Source organism: Staphylococcus sp. HMSC034G07 (genome assembly GCF_001835975.1).
GTDB lineage: Bacteria > Bacillota > Bacilli > Staphylococcales > Staphylococcaceae > Staphylococcus > Staphylococcus ureilyticus.
In genome coordinates this window covers 38,800-59,038 of record NZ_KV826607.1, presented here as the reverse complement: position 1 = coordinate 59,038, position 20,239 = coordinate 38,800, and the positions used below count along the sequence as shown (strand labels likewise).

Sequence of the window (20,239 nt, the reverse complement as noted above, 5' to 3'; positions counted from 1 at the left end):
GTTTATATAAATATAAAAATTATAAAAAGCGAGCACTTGAACTGTGCTCGCTTATTGTTTATCTTTTTTTAAATTTAATAATCTCAATGAATTTAAAATAACTAGGATAGCAGCGCCAGTATCGCTGAGGACAGCTAACCATAAAGTTAATAACCCAGGAAATACTAATATGAAAGCAATCAGTTTAATAATCACAGAGAAGTAAATATTTTGCTTGATAATTGTTTTGGCTTTTTTACTAATAGAGATAGATTTTGGAAGTTGCTGTAAGTTATCTGACATCAAAACAATATTTGCTGTTTGCATTGCAGTATCAGATCCGACGCCTCCCATTGCAATTCCTACATCACTTTGGGCAAGTGCAGGTGCATCATTGATACCATCACCAATCATACCAACACGATAACCACGTTTTTGTAAATCTTCAATTGCTGATAATTTATCTTTAGGCATTAATTTTGCATAAGTTTCACGAATACCTGCAAGATTTGCAATTTTGTTGGCGGTCTCTTGATTATCGCCAGTTAACATAACTGTATTTTTAATGTTGTATTTCTGCAACTGATGAATAGTTGATTTTATATTTTCTCTTAATGGATCTTCAATCGTGATCAAACCATATAATGTTGTCGTTGAGGATATGATAATGATTGTGTAACCTTGTTTTTCATAATGACTAAACAGTGATGCATGTGATTTTATTTTGGGATTAATGGACTCAATCAAACTTTGATTTCCTGCATAAACGATTTGATTATCTATTTTACCTTTGATGCCTTTACCAGTTATATTTTCAAAATCACTAACGTGTTTGGGTGAAATATTTAATTTAGTGGTGTGTTCTACAATAGCTTTACTTATAGGATGTGTTGAATAAGCTTCCAAGCTAAGTGCAAGCTGTAATAGTGTTTGTTCATCACTTTCCATATGTTTAACAGCTGTTACCTTAGGTTTTCCTTCAGTGAGTGTACCTGTTTTATCAAATGCTAATGCATTTAAAGAACCTAATGCTTCTAAGTAATTACCACCTTTAATAAGTACACCATTTTTTGCCGCATTGCCAATCGCTGTCACTATAGCAACAGGCGTTGAAATGACCAACGCACATGGACAAGCGATAACAAGTAATTCTAGTCCTTTATAGAACCATTCACCCCAGGAACCTAATGTAAGCATAGGTGGTATGGCCATTACTAATAGTGCTAATACAAAAGCAACAGGTGTATAAATTTCTGAAAACTTGTCTATAAATGCTTGTGCAGGTGCTTTGTTTTCTTGTGCTGCTTCTACCATATTAATGATTTTTGAAAGTGTAGTATCTGCTACTAATGTAGTAACTTTGATTTTCAATGTACCATTTTCATTAATAGAACCAGCATAAACGTCATCATTCGTTGTTTTATCAACAGGTATAGATTCTCCGGTAATAGGTGATTGGTTTAAGCTAGACGTTCCCTCAGTAATAGTGCCGTCTAATGGTATGCGTTCTCCAGGCTTTACAAGAATAATATCGCCAACGTGAATCTCATGTAAATCTTTAGATATAATACCTTCTTTAGTATATAAGTTGGCTGTTTTGGGCGTTAATTCCATAAGTGATTGAATGGAATTTCTTGTTTTGTCTATCGAAATTGTTTGTAACAAAGTACCAATGGTGAATAGGAAAATAACAATAGCACCTTCGAAAAACTCGCCGATCAGCATAGCGCCAATAACTGCAACTGTCATTAAGACGTTCATATCCAAACTTTTGGATTTTAATGAATAAAACGCACTTTTAAATACTTTCATGCCGCTAACCAATATGGCAATTGTATATAAAATGTAAGAAAATCCAATTGGTAGAGATGTTATTGACATTAATAGCCCGAGTATTATGAATATGGCAGAAATGATTGGTTTAGTAAATAATCTTAATTTCTGCTCATCATTTTTTTTATTGTTTTGTAAAGTGGCAGTATAGCCAATCTTAGCGACTTCTTTTATAATATTTTTTTCATTTTGGCCATCGATATTGGCTTGAAGTTTACCTGTAGAAAAGTTAACTTGTGCATCTTTTACATAGGGAAGGTTCAAAACATGTTTTTCAACGGTTTTAGCACAATTTCCACAGTCCATGCCTTTAATCATAAATATTGTGTTTTGTGTTGATTGTGGTTGAGTGTTTTGAATATCATAACCTAGTTTTTCCACAGTTTTTATAATTTGGTTTGTCGTATTTGCAGTACTCACTTCGGCTGTTAATTTACCAGTAGCGAAGTTAACTTTTGGATTGTAAACAGCATCTAAGGGTACGAGTGCTTTTTCTATCGTTGTGGCACAAGAACTACAATCGATACCATTAACTTGAAAAGTAACTTTCTGTAATGTGTCAGTAGCGTTTTTTATATCTTTTGACACTTTTTCATTGTTCGCATTTTGACAAGTGTTAGTGCAACAAACATCAGATGATTTATTCATCAGCATCATCCATTCTTAAGTTATTATGGTATTTACAAGTGATAATATCATCTTTTGTTTCTTCTACAATATGATCTACCAAACTCAATAATTCTAAAATATATGGATTTTTAATTTGGTAATAAATATATTTACCGTCTTGTCTAGCAGTCACTAAGCCACATTCTTTTAGACAAGATAAGTGTTGAGAAATACTAGATTGGCTCATTTTTGAGCTTGAAACAATTTCGTTAACAGTCATTTCGGAGACCTTTAATAATTCTAAAATAGTTAATCTAACTTTATTAGAAAGCCCACGTAAAAAACGTGCTTGTAATGTAAAATCATTACTATTCATTTTGAACACCTCATATTAGTAAAACTTAATATATAACATATTAGCATTATCTAATATGTTATAGAAGAGAATATCGTTAGAAATAAGAAAATGATATAAATTTGTTGGATTTTAGAAGGGAATAAGTGAAAGTAGTAAATATTTGTTGAGTTTAAGAAAAGCATGGGTTTGGATACAATAATGCTATTATTACATATAGAAGAGCGTTCAATAATCATGTGTTAACATGCAACGACAAAAAGAAACAAGAAAAAAGAGTTGGATTGAATATATTTCTTACTTTTAAGCTGATGTTTTTGCTTGATATTGTGAAATATAGACATTCAACTCATTTTGCAGTAGTGGACATTACACTGATAGAAAAATGTTATTCTTGTCCACACTGCAAGATTAAAGATATTATTGTTCGCTTATATTATATTGTTCTTTTGCCATTAAACGCAGTGGCCCATAAAATACAATTTTAAATAAACTTTCTACTAAAGTTTGTGGATCAATTTTCCGATTATCTTTCACCCAATATTTAATGAAAGAAATAGATGCACCTGCTACATAACTGTGAAAATAGTCTAGTGGAATGCCATCAACCGTATCTTTTGTAACTAAATGTTTTTTCATATTTTCATACATGACTTGATTTATTTTTGTTTCTAATTGGCTTCTTCTTTCTAACATAAATATGGTTTTATAGAATTCAAAGTTTGTATCGATATGGAGGATGATTTTTTTTTATTTTTCTTCAGTAAAAATACGAGCAAATGCTTCTGCATCCATGCCTACATAAAATTTATCTTTTGTGCTTAATGTATTAGACAAGTCTTCAATATAATCATTTTCCATTTTATTTAATAGCATATATTTATCTTCATAATGGAGATAAAAAGTACCGCGATTAATATCAGCTTTGTGTGTAATATCACTAATCGTTATTTTATCTAGGTCTTTTTCATTTAATAATTGTATAAATGCATGTTTAATAGCATTTTGTGTTTTTCTAACACGTCTGTCTTCAGCCATATATTGAATCTCCTTTTTATTTAATAGACATTTATCTTAAAAGTGTTCATTAAAGAACGTCTTGAACATAATTGCATATTGTATATTACTTACTAATTATTATAATAGACAATGTGATAAATATTCAACACTGTGTTCGTTAAATAGGAGGGAATTAAAAATGAATATTTTTAAAAATAAATTATTATGGCTTGCACCGATTGCAGCTATTCTAATATTTGTAATATTTTCAGTCGCTTTTTATCCAGCATTTAACCCTAAACCCAAAGATATTCCAATTGCAATTGTTAACAACGATAAAGGTGTTGATATGCAAGGTAAAAATATTAATATAGGTAAAAATTTAGAAGATAAATTGCTAGATAGTAATTCAAATAAAATAAAATGGATTCAAGTTGATAATGAAAAAGATTTAAAACAAGGGATGCAAGAACAAAAATATTTTGGAGCAGCTGTTATAGAAAAAGATTTTTCAAAAAATGCTTTAAGCAAAACACAAAAAGTTGTGATGGATTCTAAAAAAGAAGAAATGCAAGATAAAGTTCAATCTGGAGAAATACCAGCAGCACAAGCTAAAATGATGCAAGAAAAAATGTCACAATCTGGCGAGAATCAACAAATAAAACCTCAAAAAGCAAGCTTTAAAACATTTATTAATGATGGTGCAGGCGCGCAAGTTTCACAAATGTCTTCCCAAGTTTTAAAAGGCATGGGTGATAACATGAACCAACAAATTACTAAACAAAGCTTAGATATTTTAGAGAAACAAAACATTGATTTAAAAGCATCAGATATTCAAAGTTTAACGCACCCAGTTAAAGTGGATAGTGAAAAAGTAAATAAAATCGGTAGTCATCAAGCAGGTGGCAATGGTCCATTCTTAATGTTTATGCCTGTTTGGATGGGTTCTATTATTATTTCTGTATTACTATTCTTTGCATTTAGAACAAGTAATAACATAGCGAAACAACATCGTATTATTGCATCATTAGGACAAATTGCCATGACAATTGTTACAGCATTTGTAGGAGCTTTCACGTATGTGTATTTTATGAAGCTAGTATTAGACTTTAATTTCAATGCGCCTAATACAACTGCTACATTTATCGCATTAGCAATCATGGGGTTTGTCGGACTTATTCTCGGTACGATGACTTGGTTAGGCTTGAAGTCTGTTCCAATCTTTTTCTTATTAATGTTTTTCAGCATGCAATTAGTAACATTGCCAAAACAAATGTTGCCTGATTTTTATCAAAAATATATTGTCGATTGGAATCCATTTGCACATTATGCAAACTCATTAAGAGAAATTTTATATTTACATGGCAGCATTCAATTAGATACAACGATGTGGATATTTATCGGATTCATGATTTTTGGTGCTATTTCTGCACTGATTGCAGCTATAATTAGAAAACACAGTACAAAACGTACAGAAGTTCCGTCTTAAATTTTTAAAACAGAAGTTTATAAAATATAATACACCATCGCTCTAAAACGATTTTTAATGAATCGTTTTAGAGCTTTTTTAATAGGTAATGGTTGAATTTATAAAACGTGGAATAAAAATATGTGATCAGTTATTTCATCGATATGTGGCTGTGCTTTTCTGTTGAAATGAATGTGTTAAAGTGATCATTTTTGTGGTTGAGCTAAGGTTTATCTGTTAGAAAATTGGTTACGATATTCAGAAGCGCTAACTTTAAAATGTTTTGTAAAAGTTTTAGAAAATAGAAGCGGGTCTTTATAACCAACTTGAAGTGCTATTTCATTTATTAAAGTATTACTATGGATTAATAATTGAGAAGCATGATACATTCGGATATAAGTTAAATATGCTTTTGGAGAACAATTTAAGTTTTTCTTGAATAGTCTAAATAGATGACTTCGTGTCACATTGACGTGATTTGCTACATCTACAATCATAATGTCTTTTTGATAGTTTGAGTTGATGTAAGCAACCGCTCTTTGAATATCTACATTAATGATATCAACATTAACAGAAAATGCTTTAGGAAATTGTTCTTGTAATTGATAAACTAAACTATATAAGTGCTGCATAATTAAAATATCTTTGGAATTATTTGTTTCAATGGATTTAGAAAAGTCGCATATTTGTTGAATAATATGTCTTATGCTAGATGTTTCTTTATTTGTAATAACATGTTGATCTACAATGTAGCAACGTTGTAAGTAATCTAAAATCTGTTTTCCACTTATGCCAATCCAGTAATACGTCCATGGGTTAGAAAAAGAAGGTTTATATTCTACATCCATACCTTTCTCTAATAAAAACATGTCACCTTCTTTTAAAGTATGTGCTTTACCATTATATATAAATACGCCCTCTCCATTCATCACAATATGCAAAACAGCGTCCCTTATTACTGTATATCTATAGCCAACATTTGGTACACCAATTTCAATACCACATTCTATTAAATTAGCATCAATATGCTTTTTTTGAAATTTTTTCCATAATATTTGCATCCAACATACCTCTTAAAATAAATAATCTTTAATTTATATAAACACAATTTAATTATGAAATGCAACATTTTGCCATATATCATCATCATTATGCTATTCATAGTTGGCATACGCTGTTGATAAAATAGTAGTAACAATTATGAAAGCGTTTTAAATTGTATAAATTCAGAGGTGAAGAAAATGGACAGACATTTGACCGGTATACAAAAATTTTCATTTGGATTTGGTGCTATTGGAAAGGATGCCATATTTAATATTGTTGGCGTATTTTTGATGTTTTACATTACTGATATTGTTGGTTTGAGTCCAGCGTTTGTCGGTGTAATGTTATTTGTTGCACGAATTTGGGATGCGATAAATGATCCTATCATGGGAGTCATCGTTGATAATACAAGAAATAACTTTGGTAAATTTAAAACTTGGTTAGTGATTGGGACAATCATAAATGCAATTGTAACGATTTTATTATTCACAAATTTAGATTTACCACAAACGGCAATGTATATCTATGTATCGATTATCTATATTGCTTGGGGTATGACTTATACGATGATGGATATTCCGTATTGGTCTTGGCTTCCAAATTTAACACATAATCCAAGAGAACGTGAAGAAGTATCAGTAATACCGAGATTTTTTGCAAGTTTAGCTGCCTTTACAGTAGGTACATTTGGTTTATTTTTTATACATAAACTAGGGGATATTTTTGGTAAAGGTAGTGATTCAGTAGGTATTTTTGTTTTTGCGGTTATTTGCAGTATGGTTTTTATTTTTACAATAGGTGTCACTGTATGGAAAGTACCTGAAGATAAAGAAATGGAACAACAAACAGGCATTAAAGTACAATTTAAAGATATTGGTAGAATTTTATTTAAAAATAAAGAGCTCTTAGCAATTATGGGAGTATTACTTACCTTTAACCTTTGCTTACAAACGCTGAATGGCTCAATCATTTATTACTTTAAATATGTAGTTAATGCAGAACATTTATTTGCTATTTTTAATGCAATGATTCTTTGCGAGATGATTGGTTTACTTACTTTGCCTCGTTTTATCAAGTGGGTAGGTAGAACAAAGGCTTTTAATACAGCAATTTCACTTATAATTATTGGTTTACTATTTATTTTAATTTCAGGTTTTATCGTACCACAAAGTGTTATTACCGTTATTGTGGGAGCAGGGTTATTACGCATTGGTTCTGGATTTATGATTGGTATTACAACAGTATCTTTGGCAGATGTTATTGATTACGGAGAAGTGAAATTTGGCCAACGTAACGAAAGTGTTATTACTTCTACGAACACATTTTTAACGAAAACTTCACAAGCAGTAGCTGCATTAATTGTAGGTGTAGGTTTATCAATATTTGGCTACACACCAAATGAAGAACAAACAGCACTAACCATCAATGGATTACGCATACTTATTATTGTGTTGCCAATTATTTTCGTCATCTTAGCAGCATTTTTATATCATAAAGCCTTCCATTTAAAAGGTGATTTTTTAACAGATATTGAAAAAACACTACAATACAAACGTCAAAAAGAGCATAGAGAACGTATGAGTAAATAAGGGGGAACTTTTTATGTTAGAACAACAATTTCACGAAAATATAGATATTCAACATGTAAACACTTTGCCACGACGTGCATTTTATATTCCTTATCAACTAAAGGAGTCTGCTTACCGCCTAGAAACGCGATATCAGACTAATAATGTCACATTATTAAATGGAAACTGGTATTTTAAATATTTTAATTCAATAGAAGATTACTTAAGTAGTCTTGAAATAGATAAGTCACAGATCATTCCAGTACCATCAGTTTGGAATATACATGGATATGACCAAATACAATATTTAAACACACAATATCCAATTCCATTTGATCCACCGTATGTACCCAAATCTAATCCCTGTGGACGTTATATCCGTTCATTTGAAGTGACTGAATACGACGAAAAAAGTGATTATCATTTGAATTTTGAAGGTGTCGATAGTGCCTTTTATTTATGGATTAATAATCAATTTGTTGGTTATAGTCAGATATCACATTCAATTTCTGAATTTGATATCACTAGCTATGTACATTCAGGAACTAATACGATTCAAGTACTTGTTTTAAAATATTCGGATGGTACTTATTTTGAAGATCAAGACATGTTTCGCCATTCAGGTATTTTCAGAGATGTTTATATTTTAAAACGTGCGAAATCACGAATTAATGATTTTAGAATTGAAACACGTGTTAATGAATTGCAAAACCAAGGGATAGTCGACGTAAAATTAGAAGATAAACAGGGCTTGGATAGTGTACAGGCACAATTATATGGTCCTGATGGTGCGTTGTTGCAGGAAGCGGAAATTTCAAACCGCCATCGTTTTATAATTGAAACACCACAATTGTGGTCAACAGAAAAACCAACACTTTATACTATTACGCTTACTACGAAATCAGAGGTAATTACTCAAAAAGTAGGAATTAGAGAAATACGTATACAAGATAATCAGTTTTATATCAATGGTCAATCAATTAAATTTCGTGGAACCAATTATCATGATAGCGATCCTCAAACAGGATATGTAATGAGTGAAGCACAATTTATGAAAGATTTAACACTAATGAAGCAAGGAAATTTTAACGCTATTCGTACAGCACATTATCCTAAGTCGCCTTTGTTTTATGAACTTGCTGATCAATATGGATTTTATGTAATGAGTGAAGCAGATTTAGAAACGCATGGTGTAGTGAGGCTTTATGGCGAAGAAAATACAGATTATTTTAATCTTATTACAGATAATCCGCAATATGAAAAACCAATTGTAGAACGTATTGAAGCGTCCATCATTCCATTTAAAAATTACAGCTCTATTGTTTCCTGGTCTATGGGAAACGAGTCAGGATTTGGTGTGAATATTGTAACAGCTATGTCACGAGTAAAAACATTAGATGACACACGTCCTATTCATTATGAGGGAACATTCCATAGAGATAAATCAAAATCATATGATTTATCCAATGTGGAAATGATAAGTAGAATGTATGCATCACCAGAAGAAGTTGAACAAAAGTATCTTACAGACCCTGATTTAGATAAACCATTTATACTTTGTGAATATGCACATGCTATGGGAAATTCACCAGGTGATTTACATGCATATCAAATGCTAGTGGAACAATATGATAGTTTTATTGGTGGTTTTGTATGGGAATGGTGTGACCATGGTATTCAAGTTGGTCAACAAAATGGTAAGCCTATTTTTAGATATGGTGGGGACTTTGGAGAAGAACTTCATGATGGGAATTTCTGTGTGGATGGCATCGTTTTCCCTGATCGTACACCACATGAAGGTTACTATGAATTTAAACATGAACACAGACCTGTTAGAGTAGTAGAAGAAGCGAACGGTATATTAAAATTACGTAATCAACTAGATTTCAGTCATGTAGAAAATTATTTAACTATCGAAGCGACAGCAACATTTTTAAACGGTGATAAAACATCGTTTGATATTACGGTTGATAATTTTGAACCACATAGTACACAAGATATAGATTTAAGCAATCATATTAAAATAGCTGAATTAAGCGATATACTATTACGCTATAAATTGAAAAATGAAGAGCCTTTACGTCACATTAATTTTGAATTAGGACAAGATCAAATCGTCTATCAACGTCAATCTACTAACCAACACGAATTAGACGTACAGGAAGGGCCAGTCAGTTATAAAGAAAATAGTCATTCTCTAATAGTGTTAGCAAACGGTTATGCTTATACCTTTAATAAAGAAAATGGTAGTTTGATTTCTGTTGTTTACGAAGGCCATACCATAGTCAATCATCCTACCAAAAATAAGATTTGGCGTGCACCTATAGATAATGATATTAATGTTAGAAAAGATTGGGAATATATGGGTTATGCGGAAGCTTATACACGTGTACAAAATTATAAAGTTGAAGAAAATAACAATGCAGTCAGTATTAATTTCGAAATAGTGATTGTTCATGATGTGGTTCCTCCTATTTTACAAGGAGAAATGACGTGGACTGTTCAAAGCGATGGTTCAATAAATATAACATATGATTTGGAGAAAGATATTGCAGGGCCGTTTCTGCCTAGATTTGGCTTAGAGATAACATTACCGCATACATTTGAAGCGGTGAAATACTATGGCAATGGCCCATTCAGTAGTTATTCTGATAAAGGTGTAGCAACGTATTTAGACTACTTCGATACAACAGTCACACAAAATGGTGGTAATCATATTAAGCCACAAGAATCAGGTAGCCATAATGGGACCACATATGCGAAGGTTTCTAATGATGAACATCAAATTACAGTAACCAGTGATCAACCATTCAGTTTTAATACGACACATTACTCATTGGAACAACTTACACACACGATGCATGAAGACCAATTAGTAGAAGAAGAGACTTATATATATATCGATTATGGTCAAAGTGGTATAGGATCCAATAGTTGTGGACCAGAATTAAGTGAAATATACCAATTAAACGACAAGCATATCCAATTTCAATTTAAGTTAAATTTTGAATAATTAAATTTTTAAAAATGCCCACAAAAAGTAGTGATTAAAAACTAACTTTGTGTGGGCTCTTTTCGTTGGAATTTGGTCTTTTTATCAGGAAACTAACATTTATTATTAGAGTGAGTTTCACAGGTTCGGGAGTTTGGGTATGAAATAAAAGAGTATTAACCTATTTTGAAGGAGTGTTCCGTTTGAAAAATACATTGGAATTCGGGAAGCTATTAAAATCATTAGACGGACAAAAATATGGTGCATATAAACGACTTAAAGGTGAATATGCTTTTGATAAATTTCACTTAATTATAGATCATATACAAGCAGATCCTTACGCACCACCATCTAAAGTGCGTGCTAAAATGCAGCGTCATATTGCCAATATACCAGATGAATTATTAGATTCAGAAGATAAAAAGATTGCTGTATCTGATTTTTTAGCAAGGTCATTTAGTAAGCGTATTAGTGATGTACTTAAAGCTGATAAAACCTCTAAAAAGAGACCTGATATTTTTATAGATCGCTGTGGCCAAGAAATATTACAACGTACTTCTGTAGTGATTAATCAAAGTGAAATTGAGGTTCGCTTTGAGGTAGGTTTACCAGCAGCAGGAAGAAAAATTTTAGGAAAAGTTGCTCATCATATTTTTATAGATTTATTACCTGAAATAGTAGAAAAATCATTAATGTATAAACATATCAATAGAACTGCATTAAATGATCAAGTGACTACGATGATAGATCAAGTATTTATACGCGAGGCACTGTCACGACAAAATTTAGTTGCATTTGTTGCGAATGGTTCTATATTGCCTAGAAAAAGTGGTGTGTCTGATATGCCTTTAGCTGGTGCTGTAACATTCCAAAGTCCACAGGAATTTGAAATTCAATTGAATTTACCTAGTGGAAAGACAGTTAGTGGTATGGGTATTCCGAAGGGGATTACGCTCATTGTTGGTGGTGGATTCCACGGTAAATCAACACTACTAGAAGCTTTAGAGCGTGGTGTATATCACCATATTCCAGGTGATGGACGTGAACTTATTATTACCTGTGAAGATGCGATGAAAATCCGTGCGGAAGATGGAAGAAGTATCGAAAAAGTAAATATTGAACCATTTATAAATAATTTACCAGGTAAAAAAGATACTACTCAATTTTCTACTGAAAATGCGAGCGGTAGTACATCGCAAGCAGCAAATGTTATGGAAGCATTAGAATCTCAAACGTCGTTATTATTAATAGATGAAGATACATCTGCAACAAATTTTATGATTAGAGACGGGAGAATGCAAAAATTAATCGCACCCGAAAAAGAACCAATCACACCTTTTGCTATGAAAGTAAAGTCTTTATACCAAGATTATCATGTTTCAACAATTCTCATCGTAGGAGGTTCTGGCGATTACTTTGAAGTGGCTGATCAAGTATTAATGATGGATGAATATGTATTAAAAGACGTCACTCATAAAGCGAAAGCAATTGCTAGTGAAGATAGTCACTTAAAAGATGAAGCATCACAATGCCACTTTGGAAAAATTTCGCAAAGAATACCATTGAAATCTAGTTTTTCACATAAAGGCAAAGATCAACGTTTTAAAGTAAAAGGCATGCAGACAATTTTATACGGTAAAGAACGAATAAATATTTCGGGATTAGAACAACTTGTTGATGCTAGCCAAACGAACTGTATAGCTACGATGATAGATTATTATCAAAGTCATTTGTTAAATGAACAAGATACGATATCACAAGCAGCTGATAAAATTTTTAATTTAATTAGTGATAATGGGTTAGATATTATTTCACCGCATCAAGGACACCCTGGTAATCTTGCATTGCCGAGAAAACAAGAATTCTGTGGCGCACTCAATCGCTATAGAGGTTTGAATATTAAAACATATTAAAACATACAAAAAACGGGAGTGGAACTTACGTATTACTTTGTTCCACTCCTGTTTTCTATTTAAATAAAGTTTTAGACATCCGGTTAGTCTGAGCTAACACAAGCGTGAGCCTAACCACTAAGCAGGAGTTAAGGCAAAAGTATAGCTATGATAAATATAAGCTAGTCTATGAATTTTAATGTAGCGTTGTTGAACTAGAAAAGTTATTAGTAAAGATGAAGATTTAATCTTCAGATTCTGTGTATTCTATAATATCTGCAGGCTGACAATCAAGTGCTTTACATATGGCATCTAATGTTGAAAAACGTATCGCCTTTGCTTTGCCTGTTTTCAAATTTGATAAATTTGCTACAGTAATATCAATTTCATTAGCTAATTCACTGAGTTTCATTTTTCTGTCTGCTAATATTCGATCTAATCTAACTACAATCATTTATATAATCTCCTAAACGGTATAATCAAACTCATCTTGTAAGAATGCACCATATTTAAAAACATTTCCTATAATCCAAATAACGATACCCGCTAAAATAAGTGTGAAATTAAAATTAAAAAAGAAATCTGCAAAGGTTTCGATATCTTTGTCCATTAGTGCATACAATTTAGCATTTTGTCCTAAAAAATTATAAATCATAAAATTATTTGCCAATTCAAAAAATGCTTCAAATACACCCAATCCAATAAAGCAGTAAGAAATTAAAATTATGATGCTTGCGTTTTTATTTGTAAAAACTTGCCCTTTGCTAACATTTTTAAGCCATTTTCTGACATAGGCAATAACCAGAATATAAATTGCAATTAATACAATTATTAATAATAGTATTAATATAACAGATGGTTTAGGAAAAGTAATACTATTTAGGTCATGCTTTGTAATATCATGTGATTTTAGTCCTAATGAATCAACCCAAAAAGGTTTATTGGCTTTGTCTAATTGGGTGTTAATAAATGAAGAAGGAATGATTAACAATGCTATAATTGCGATAATAATTGGTAATATACTAAGAGAAGTTAAAACTAAAGCGATGGTTGCTAAAATAGTTAGTGTTTTGATTAAAATATTAAAACGTTTGCTTTTAATTGTAGACATATTGACGCTCCTTTTAATTGATTAATTTCATTATAACTTAAATATATCGATAATCAATACTTTTTTATCGAATAACGATAAAATAATCGGAGGACGAATTGAATCATTAGATAATATAATAATGCTATTATACGATGAACATGAGTGAGTTGAGTAAATGGAGATATAGTGCAGCCATTAAGACAACAGTTTATACAAAGAGATATAAGTATAAATATCTCAGGATGATCACCGCTTTATACTTGTGTTTTATATAACAAAAACAAAAAGCGACCATTGGTAAGATTTACCAATGGTCGCTTTTGTCATTTATTAATATTCAATGTTTGGTGCTTTGTTTACATGTTGTTGGTAACGTTTAAGGCCTACAAATGCTAATGCGCCTATAGCCACAACTACTAATAATTTTTTCATACATTTCGCTCCTTTAAGTGAATCATTGATAACAAAGTATTTTTAAAAATACCAATGAACAACAAAGATTAAGGAACCAACAGGCATTCAGTAACGATAAAATCTATCGAGACACATCTCTTAAGATGCGAGCAGAAAATAATATACGGTTGTAGGTTCATAAATAGGTGTTTCACACAATCTTAATCTCAGTTCATTTTAGTTTTTACACTTAAGCAATCAAAAATTTATTCGTAATAATTTAATTCAAGATCTTTTGAAGTTTGTTGACGTGTTTTTCTCATTAAATCAACATCTTCAATTAATGATTTGCCATAAGAAGGAATCATTTTTTGGATTTTAGGTTCCCAATCATTTTTGTATTCAGAGAAGTTTTTCTCTAATACTTCTAATGCTACAGATACAGAAGTTGATGCTCCTGGTGATTCACCAAGTAATGCAATGACAGAATGGTCTTCTGAGTTTACAACTTCTGTACCAAATTGGATGAAGCCTTTACCATATTCTTCAGTATCTTTAATCACTTGAACACGTTTGCCGGCAGTATATAATTGCCAATCTTCATCGCGTGCTTCTGGATAGAAAGTACGTAAGTGGTTCATGCAACCTTCTTTTGTCATTAAAATTTGGTCAAATGAATATTTAAGTAGCGGTAAGTTTTTCGCTGCCGCTGATAATAATGTTGTGATGTTACTTGGTTTAACAGATTTAAATAAATCTAAGTTTGAACCATATTTTAAGAATTTAGGACCAATACTTGCAAACGGTCCAAATAATAATGTTTTTTGACCATTAATGAAACGTGTGTCTAAATGTGGCACAGTCATTGGTGGTGTGCCTGGTGGTTCTTTACCATACACTTTGGCATCATGTTCTTCAATCACATTTGGATTTGTACATGTTAAAAATTGGCCTGTAATAGGGAATCCACCTAAATGTTTACTTTCAGGGATGCCTGTTTTTTGTAGTAATGGAATAGCAGCACCGCCAGCACCGATAAATACATAATCAGCTAATTGTGTTTGTGTTTCACCAGTATTTACATTGCGGATTTGAACTTCCCATTTACCATCGTTACGTTGATTGAAATCAAGTACTTCATGATGGTATTGAACTTCTACTTGTGGGCTTTTTTCAAGGTTTCTCGCCATTTTACGAGTTAATTCACCAAAGTTTACGTCAGTACCTTCATTAATTTTGCTGGCAGCCATAATGTCGTTTGCGCTATGACCTTGCATCATTAATGGAATCCATTTTCTCATCTCTTCGATATCTTCAGTATATTCGATATTATCGAACATAGGGAAGTTTTTCATTGCTTCATAACGGTCTTTTAAAAACTTAACGTTATTTTTACCTCTTACGAAACTAATGTGTGGTAAAGGATGAATGAATTCTCTAGGGTTTTCGATATAGTTATTTTTAACTAAATAGCCCCAGAATTGTTTAGAGATTTCAAATTGCTCATTAATCTCTTTTGCTTTTTCAATATCAATTGAACCATCAGGTTGTTGCACTGTATAGTTCAATTCACAAAGTGCAGCATGTCCTGTACCTGCGTTATGACGTTCGTTTGAGCTTTCGTCACCAGGACAATCTAAACGTTCGTATAATTTAATGTTCCAATTTGGTTCAAGTTCATTAAGCATAGAACCAAAAGTAGTACTTAATACACCGGCGCCAATAAGAATGACGTCTTTTGACTCAGTTTTAGCCATAGTTCCTCACCTTTCATTCTTAATAACATCAGTAACAAATTGTCATACATTGTCACTCATCTTATGTCTTTATTTACTATTATATTACGCGATTCACACATGTGAAAATACATATTAATCATATAACACATTCCTATTTGGAATATGTGACCATACTTATAATAATTTACCCTATATTTCAAGTATAAATCATTAAAATAAGTGACAATAACTGCTACATAGTAATATTACATTATAGTATCTATAAATTTCAATTATATATGTCTTAATTAATTATAAAGGGTATAGAAGTAAAAATTTAGACGTGTGAATTTGTATTTAAGCAATTGGTTTTATCAACCACTTATTAAATACATAACGATTAAATAAGCAAAATGTTTCATATGAAACATGGATATAAAATGATGTTTCTCAATAATTGAGAGTTATCTTTTAATGAGAAAAATTGGCAAAACTTTGTTATACTGATTTATAAAATGTAAGCGCTTACTAATTTAATTGATAAAGGAGACTCTATATGAAAGATAAAGTGATAATGGTTACTGGTGGAAGTAGTGGTATGGGAAAAGCAATGGCGAAACGTTTTGCTGAAGAAGGTGCGAATGTCGTTATAACAGGTAGATCGTTAGAACGGTTAGAAGCAACGAAAAAGGAAATTGAACACCGAGAAGGACAAATTTTATGTGTTGATATGGATGTTCGTGATACGGAACGCGTACAATATACAGTGGATGAAGCCATTAATACTTTTGGTAAAATAGATGGTTTGGTTAATAACGCAGCTGGTAACTTTATATGTGCTGCTGAAGAACTAACAACTAATGGTTGGAATTCTGTCGTAGATATTGTCTTAAATGGAACTTGGCATTGTACACAAGCTGTTGGAAAAAAATGGATTGAACAAGGACATCGTGGACGTATTATCAATATGGTGGCAACTTATGCATGGCGTTCAGGGCCAGGTGTTGTACACTCTGCTAGTGCAAAAGCGGGTGTGTTAGCCATGACCAGAACGCTCGCTGTAGAGTGGGGTTCAAAGTATGGCATTACCGTAAATGCAATTGCGCCAGGCCCTATAGATCATACAGGAGGCTCTGGAAAACTTAGTTTATCGGAAGACGCACGTCAACAAACATTGGACAGTGTGCCTTTAGGACGCATGGGCCAACCAGAAGAAATTGCAGGATTAGCTAGGTTTTTATTTTCTGAAGAGGCAAATTACATTAATGGTGCTTGTATGACAATGGATGGTGGTCAATGGCTTAACCAAAACGCATTTTAACATCATAGCGTAACTTTATGAAGATAACAGAAATAATAACAGGCTGTGACACACTAATTGTTACAGCCTGTTATTGATGATAATGGTTTTTTAGCAAGTCGATTTTGTTATGGATAAGGATAATTTTCACATTAAATTAAACCGAGCCAATGCCAATAAGTGGCGCTAAATAAAATCATAAGTAAATAACCAATAACCGTTATAGGAATCCCTGTTTTTAAAAAATCTTTAACAGTAAATGTTTCTGTGCCATAGGCCAACATTGATTGTGGTGAGCTTACAGGTAGTAAGAAACCAAAGCTGATAACGAATTGTTGTATAAGCACAAATCCCACAGACTGATTGCCTAAATCCAAGGTAGTGGTTAGTGAAATAAATACAGGAATTAACGCTGATGCTAAACTTGTTGCACTTGCAAAACCTAAATGTATTAAAATATTGAAAAGTGCAATTAATGCAATGGTTACTACAAGAGGATAATGATTTAAACCCATGATGCCAAACGTTTGATCACTCAACCATTGCGCAGCTGTTGTTTTTAAAAGTACATTTCCTAAAGATATACCAACGCCAAAAACAATAATAGTTCCCCAAGGTATACGACTTTCAGCTTCTTTCCAAGACATGACGCCAATTTTAGGAGTTAGCATGACAGCCAGTGCTAATAAAATGATTGAAGATGAATCAATAGGATGTAATATTTTTTCGGTAGACCAAAGTATTAATAAAATGATAGATATTCCAATAAGACGCCACTCTTTAGAAGTTACGGGCCCCATCGCTTTTAACTGTTGTTGAATTAAAGATTTACCGCCTGAAAGTTCTTTTTCTTCAGGAGGCATCACTTTAAGCATGATAAAATAAAGCGCAATTGACATCAATACAGACCAAGGTCCTGCATATAATAACCACTGCCCCCATGATATATCAGTATTCAATTGATCATTTATAAAGTTAATTGCGACAATGTTTTGTGCAGCTGCAGTTTTTATACCAATATTCCAAATAGAAACTGCTTGTACAGCTGTGATAACTAAAAGTCCAGCTAATTTACTTTGTTTAGCAACACCGAATGCTGTAATCATTCCTAATAATATAGGAATCACAGCACCTGCTCGTGCAGTTGCTGATGGAACGAAGAATGCTAAAAATATTGCTACTAATATTGTACCTATGACGATGCGACTTGTCTTATTGCCTGCTACAGATAGTACAATGAGTGCAAGCCTTTTATGAAGTTGTGTGATTTGCATTGCGGTTGCTAAAAAAAGAGCAGCCGCAACTAAAGCTAATGCACTCGTAGAAAACCCACTAAAAGCAAGTTTTAAAGCATTACCTGTTCCGAAAAGTGAATTTCCCTTCAATATTTCACCATTTGACTGAGGATGCCCTAGTGATTCAGATAAATTTTGTACTGGACTGAACCCTATCAATAAAATAATGAGTCCAACAATCATGACCGCAGAAACTGGATAAGTCACTGCTTCAGTAACCCATAATATGACTGCAAATAATAATATTGCTAATGCGCTTTTAGCCATAAGCGGTAAACTTTCTGGTGTAGGCAATAACAACAAAGCGATTAAGACGGTGATGCTTGTGAGTAACCAAAATGGTTTAAAATGAGATGTAGATTTAGTAGATGAATCTTTGCGCATATATTTCCACTCCCTTGTTATATCTTTCACAATAATATTACAAATTTTATTAAGTTGTATCATTATAATTTAAGAAAGTTCATAAAAAGTTACTAATTATGTATATGATAAATCGTTAATTTTAAAAATTTTATAGTAATTATGAGAAGATACTTTTGATATGAATATGGGAGAGACGTTCAACACTGCGACATTAAATCGTTTGGAAGTTTAATTAATAATAAATAGGTAATAGCAATACTAATGGAAAATATAAGAATGCCATTAAACATTTAATAAATAAAAAAGGTGATTAATATGGATGTTAGATTTCCAATTGGTGAATTAGAAGTACCAGATTATGTGACACTAAAAGATATCCAACGATGGCTTAGTGAAATTGAGACGTATGCATATAGATTAAGACAAACTGTAGATCATTTAAATGAAGAAGCGTTAAATAAACAATATCGGGAGAAAAGTTGGAATGTACGACAACTTGTTCATCATATAGCAGATTCTCAATTAAATATGTTTCAACGCTTAAAATTGGCATTAACAGATACGAATCCAGTTGTTGATCCTTTTATTCAAGATGAGTGGGCTAAACTTGTTGATAGTCAACTTCCTATAGAATGTTCCCTTAAAATGTTAGAAGGTATAAATGAACGTATTATAGCAATTGGTAATCATTTAACAGAAAATGATTTGAATCGTACATTTACATTAAGAGGAAGCGGAGAAATATCTGTTGCTACTAAAGTTGCTAAATTAGCTTGGCATGAAGAACATCATTTAGCGCATATTAAAATTGCATTATCATAATAAATATATGTTGAGACCGTTCAATTTTAATCATTGAACGGTTTTTTTCATGTATAAATAACAAACTAACTACGATAGTTGTCACACTAATTACAATTGTGTTACAGAAAAATTAGTTTGAAAATTAGTTTATATACTTTAGGAATAGGTTTTTTTACAAATTATCTTCGAATTTATATTCGATTTAATGTAATTATTATGTAAAATGCACAGGATTTTTTTAATTTCGCTGTAACCTACAAGGTTTTTATGGATGTTATAGTATTTACTGGAAATTGGTTGAAACAGCATTGGATTTTTCAAAAATAACAATTGGTTTCAATATCACAGATAAAATTAATTCTTAAAAATATAAAAACAAACTTGTAGGAGGATTTACTCAAAAATGAAAAAAACAGTATTAGCTTCAACATTAGCAGTAGGATTAGGTGTAACAGGATTTGCAGCAGGAAATTCAGCTGACGCGGCTGAACAAGGTATTGACAAAGCAGAATTAGCAAACTTAGCACAATC

14 protein-coding genes and 2 pseudogenes are annotated in these 20,239 nt (G+C 31.9%); 7 read left to right on the top strand and 9 right to left on the bottom strand.

The genetic code is table 11. The annotated features are described in order from the left end of the window. Positions 1 to 51: 51 nt before the first annotated feature. The 3 genes and pseudogenes from HMPREF2586_RS05600 to HMPREF2586_RS05590 form a co-directional block, all read right to left on the bottom strand. Positions 52 to 2,460, bottom strand: a complete 2,409-nt coding sequence (locus HMPREF2586_RS05600) for a heavy metal translocating P-type ATPase (protein ID WP_070658151.1) — start codon at positions 2,458 to 2,460, stop codon at positions 52 to 54. Beyond that, positions 2,453 to 2,797, bottom strand: a complete 345-nt coding sequence (locus HMPREF2586_RS05595) for an ArsR/SmtB family transcription factor (protein ID WP_046206924.1) — start codon at positions 2,795 to 2,797, stop codon at positions 2,453 to 2,455. Before HMPREF2586_RS05595 ends, HMPREF2586_RS05600 begins: the two co-directional genes overlap by 8 nt. A 399-nt stretch (positions 2,798 to 3,196) precedes the next feature. Then, positions 3,197 to 3,814: pseudogene (locus tag HMPREF2586_RS05590) on the bottom strand (TetR/AcrR family transcriptional regulator). 160 nt (positions 3,815 to 3,974) lie between these two features. Here HMPREF2586_RS05590 and HMPREF2586_RS05585 point away from each other — a divergent pair. Next, on the top strand, positions 3,975 to 5,264 hold the full coding sequence (locus tag HMPREF2586_RS05585) for a YhgE/Pip domain-containing protein (protein WP_070812674.1): 1,290 nt from the start codon (positions 3,975 to 3,977) through the stop codon (positions 5,262 to 5,264). 209 nt (positions 5,265 to 5,473) lie between these two features. Here the strand turns inward: HMPREF2586_RS05585 and HMPREF2586_RS05580 are convergent, their stop codons facing one another. Further along, on the bottom strand, positions 5,474 to 6,304 hold the full coding sequence (locus HMPREF2586_RS05580; RefSeq protein ID WP_070812673.1) for an AraC family transcriptional regulator: 831 nt from the start codon (positions 6,302 to 6,304) through the stop codon (positions 5,474 to 5,476). Positions 6,305 to 6,484: 180 nt separating this feature from the next. Here HMPREF2586_RS05580 and melB point away from each other — a divergent pair, with 180 nt between their 5' ends. From melB to HMPREF2586_RS05565, 3 genes are all read left to right on the top strand, one after another. Then, entirely contained in the window at positions 6,485 to 7,876 is a 1,392-nt protein-coding gene (gene melB / locus HMPREF2586_RS05575) for a melibiose:sodium transporter MelB (RefSeq protein ID WP_046206928.1), read from the top strand. 13 nt (positions 7,877 to 7,889) lie between these two features. Then, on the top strand, positions 7,890 to 10,868 hold the full coding sequence (locus HMPREF2586_RS05570) for a glycoside hydrolase family 2 TIM barrel-domain containing protein (protein ID WP_070658155.1): 2,979 nt from the start codon (positions 7,890 to 7,892) through the stop codon (positions 10,866 to 10,868). A gap of 182 nt (positions 10,869 to 11,050) precedes the next feature. Further along, positions 11,051 to 12,760, top strand: coding sequence for an ABC-ATPase domain-containing protein (locus HMPREF2586_RS05565; RefSeq protein WP_070658157.1), 1,710 nt, complete (start codon positions 11,051 to 11,053; stop codon positions 12,758 to 12,760). Positions 12,761 to 12,983: 223 nt separating this feature from the next. Here the strand turns inward: HMPREF2586_RS05565 and HMPREF2586_RS05560 are convergent, their stop codons facing one another. From HMPREF2586_RS05560 to lqo, 4 genes are all read right to left on the bottom strand, one after another. Further along, on the bottom strand, positions 12,984 to 13,193 hold the full coding sequence (locus tag HMPREF2586_RS05560) for a helix-turn-helix domain-containing protein (RefSeq protein ID WP_046206931.1): 210 nt from the start codon (positions 13,191 to 13,193) through the stop codon (positions 12,984 to 12,986). A gap of 12 nt (positions 13,194 to 13,205) precedes the next feature. Continuing rightward, positions 13,206 to 13,850 carry a DUF2975 domain-containing protein gene (locus HMPREF2586_RS05555; RefSeq protein ID WP_064209908.1) on the bottom strand — a complete coding sequence of 215 codons (645 nt, stop codon included), beginning with the start codon at positions 13,848 to 13,850 and terminating at the stop codon, positions 13,206 to 13,208. 312 nt (positions 13,851 to 14,162) lie between these two features. Beyond that, positions 14,163 to 14,264, bottom strand: a complete 102-nt coding sequence (locus HMPREF2586_RS05550; protein ID WP_064499651.1) for an SE2200 family small protein — start codon at positions 14,262 to 14,264, stop codon at positions 14,163 to 14,165. 227 nt (positions 14,265 to 14,491) lie between these two features. Beyond that, positions 14,492 to 15,982, bottom strand: coding sequence for an L-lactate dehydrogenase (quinone) (gene lqo / locus HMPREF2586_RS05545; RefSeq protein ID WP_070812672.1), 1,491 nt, complete (start codon positions 15,980 to 15,982; stop codon positions 14,492 to 14,494). A 517-nt stretch (positions 15,983 to 16,499) separates the two neighbouring features. Here lqo and fadH point away from each other — a divergent pair. After that, entirely contained in the window at positions 16,500 to 17,264 is a 765-nt protein-coding gene (gene fadH / locus HMPREF2586_RS05540; protein WP_064209907.1) for a 2,4-dienoyl-CoA reductase, read from the top strand. A 131-nt stretch (positions 17,265 to 17,395) separates the two neighbouring features. On the opposite strand, the gene HMPREF2586_RS05535 is transcribed toward fadH, so the two are convergent. Next, entirely contained in the window at positions 17,396 to 18,922 is a 1,527-nt protein-coding gene (locus tag HMPREF2586_RS05535; protein ID WP_046206935.1) for an SLC13 family permease, read from the bottom strand. 297 nt (positions 18,923 to 19,219) lie between these two features. On the opposite strand from HMPREF2586_RS05535, the gene HMPREF2586_RS05530 reads away from it, so the two are divergent. Together HMPREF2586_RS05530 and HMPREF2586_RS05525 are read left to right on the top strand one after the other, a co-directional pair. Then, positions 19,220 to 19,726 (top strand): YfiT family bacillithiol transferase, encoded by a 507-nt coding sequence (locus tag HMPREF2586_RS05530; protein WP_070658159.1) that lies wholly within the window; start codon positions 19,220 to 19,222, stop codon positions 19,724 to 19,726. A gap of 385 nt (positions 19,727 to 20,111) precedes the next feature. After that, positions 20,112 to 20,239: pseudogene (locus tag HMPREF2586_RS05525) on the top strand (transglycosylase); the annotation flags it as partial.